This window comes from Actinoalloteichus spitiensis RMV-1378 (assembly GCF_000239155.1).
Lineage (GTDB): Bacteria > Actinomycetota > Actinomycetes > Mycobacteriales > Pseudonocardiaceae > Actinoalloteichus_B > Actinoalloteichus_B spitiensis.
On sequence record NZ_AGVX02000649.1, the window covers coordinates 1 to 2,821 of the forward strand.

The following is a 2,821-nucleotide window of genomic DNA, read 5'->3' on the forward strand; positions in this document are numbered from 1 at the left end:
AAACGGCCGCCCCCCGGACCCGGGGGCGGCCGTTGGTCCTGGTCCGCCGTCACCGCCTCATGAACGGTGGGATGTCGACCTCGTCGTCCTCGGCGTCGTCGGCGACGGGCACGGCCCGACCCGGCAGGGAGCTGCCGCCACCGAGACCCCGGTTGGGGAAGGCCGGCCGGAGCCCCTCCGCTCCCCCGGACTGGACCTGGGAGTGCTGCTGGTCGCCGGCACCGCCGATGCCCGGCTGGCTGGCCGGGAACGCGGACTCCGCGGCCGCGGACGGACGGTAGGGCTCGGGGGCGGACCGGGGCGGCTCGGTCGGGTGGGCGTGGGTGAGCCGGGGTTGCGCGGGCGGCGGGTCGACCGGCGGGGGCGAGCTGGGCTGCGCCGGCTGCGCGGGCTCTGCCTGGTAGCTCCCGCCGGGCTCGCCAGCCGACGCCGAGCGGTCGGCGTTCCGGGAGGTGACCGGTGCTGGCTCCAGGCTCTTGTGCGCGGGGACGCCGCCGTCGAAACCGGCGGCGATCACGGTCACCCGCACCTCGTCGCCGAGCGAGTCGTCGATCACCGTCCCGAAGATGATGTTGGCGTCCTGGTGGGCCGACTCCTGCACCAGCGACGCCGCCTCGTTGATCTCGAACAACCCGAGGTCCGACCCGCCTGCGATCGAGAGCAGCACACCGTGCGCACCGTCCATCGACGCCTCCAGCAGGGGCGAGTTGATGGCCTTCTGCGCGGCCTGCACGGCTCTGCCCTCCCCGCGCGCCGAGCCGATGCCCATCAACGCGCTCCCCGCGTCGGACATCACGCTCTTGACGTCGGCGAAGTCGAGGTTGATGAGACCGGGGGTGGTGATCAGGTCGGTGATGCCCTGCACACCGGAGAGGAGCACCTCGTCGGCCGAACGGAACGCGTCCATCAGGCTGACGCCGATGTCGCCCAGCTGCAACAGCCGGTCGTTGGGGATGACGATAAGGGTGTCGCACTCGTTGCGGAGTTCCTGGATGCCCTGTTCGGCCTGCTTGCCCCGGCGGTTGCCCTCGAAGGAGAAGGGCCGCGTGACCACACCGATGGTCAGGGCGCCCAGCTTCCGCGCGATCGAGGCGACCACCGGCGCGCCGCCCGTTCCCGTGCCACCGCCCTCGCCCGCGGTGACGAAGACCATGTCGGCCCCCTTGAGGACCTCCTCGATCTCCTCGCGGTGGTCCTCGGCCGCCTTGTGCCCGACCTCCGGGTTCGCGCCGGCGCCCAGCCCTCTGGTCAGCTCCCGCCCGATGTCCAGTTTGACGTCCGCGTCGGACATCAACAGCGCCTGGGCGTCCGTGTTGACCGCGATGAACTCGACGCCCTTGAGCCCGACCTCGATCATTCGGTTGACCGCGTTGACGCCGCCGCCACCGATGCCGACGACCTTTATCACCGCGAGGTAGTTGTGCGGGGGCGTCATCGGATCCGCCTTCCTGATCTGGCTCGTGCTTCGAGTGCTGCGCTGGCCAGGACCAGCGCGTCCAGGACCTGGTCGTCCTGGACCGGAAAACCCCGGCGCGGAACCGGGAGTGCGCCTCGTCCAGTCAACCCGTGTCTCGATTGCGGACGTTAGGCACCGTAACGCCTGTGGTCCAGCAGCCACGCCGCACGGCGGCACACGCTGTGCCCCGTGCGCGCTGGTGAATGTGCACCCGACGTGTCAGCGCCCGCGGTCTGGCGCCGATCGTATCGGGTTCCCACGCGCACGGTGCGCCCTCGTCGGGTCTCCCCACCGAGCGGACTCCCGGCGCCACCGCTCCCGCGGTGTCCGTCGCGTCGTCCGGTGGCTCGCGTGGCGGCACCGGCACCGTCCACTCCGGGGGTGCGCCCTCCGGTCGGAGCCGGGAACTCCGCGCAGGTGACGGACGTTCCGCCGGTTCGCGGTGAGGTTCCCGACACCAGGAGCGCCGGCGGACCGGCAGGACCAAGATCAATTTACCAGGGCCGTGGGGCCGCGTGGTGGGCACGTGCGCTCCGCGTCCCGCACCCGCATGGCACTGTCGGGCCGGACGCCCACCGGGGTGCGCTCCGGTCCACGACGGACACGGCGGCCCACCGCAGGGCGGGTGGCCGCCCCGGACGTCGTGCGGGGGTCCGGGCACGACGCGGCCGTCCACTCCCGACCGCCGGCCCCGGCCGTCGTCCGGGCCCCGAGCACCGGGGTCAGTGGTGGTGTTCGTCCTCGGCGGGCGGCTCGACGGCCTCCCGGTACCGGGCGAAGCCCTCCTCGAGCTCGACGGCCCGGGGGCCGGGGGCCACGGTCTCCCCGACGGCCTGCGCCACCGGCGGTGGTGGCAGCCCGAGCGCCCTGGCCGCGAGGTGGGCCGCCCCGATCGCGGCGGCGCTGCGCACCTCGACGGGCCGCAGGGGCACGCCGAGCACGTCGGCCACCAGTTGCCGCACCGCCGGGTCGGTGAGTCCCCCGCCCGTCAGCCGCAGGGTGTCCGGGGCCGGCCCGGGCAGTTCCCCGGCCGCGTGGCGCACCGCGAAGGCGACGCCCTCCACGGCGGCCGCCAACACGGTCCGCCGGTCGTGGTCCAGTCGGAGACCGCGCAGGGAGGCGGTGGCGGTCGGGTCGATCAGCGGTGTGCGTTCCCCCGTGAGGTGCGGGACGAAGAGGACGCCGCCCCCCGAGCCGTGCCGGGCGGCCTCGGCCAGTTCCTCCCGGTCGGCCCGCACCAGCCCGCGCACCCAGTCGAGGGCGAGCCCGGCGTTCTGCACGGCGGCCATCCAGTACCAGCCCGCGTCCTCGGCCCGGCGGTACCGGTGGACCACCGGCCGGCCGGCGCCGACGGCGGCCCCCGCC

At 74.2% G+C, this 2,821-nt stretch carries 2 protein-coding genes; both read right to left on the reverse strand.

The features are described from left to right. Positions 1-49 precede the first annotated feature (49 nt). A complete protein-coding gene (ftsZ, locus tag ACTIDRAF_RS0223355; RefSeq protein ID WP_016701120.1) occupies positions 50-1,435 on the reverse strand; it encodes a cell division protein FtsZ in 1,386 nt (461 codons plus the stop codon). 743 nt (positions 1,436-2,178) lie between these two features. Next, positions 2,179-2,821: FGGY-family carbohydrate kinase (locus ACTIDRAF_RS0223360; protein ID WP_016701121.1), on the reverse strand; the 643-nt coding region annotated here is incomplete at its 5' end.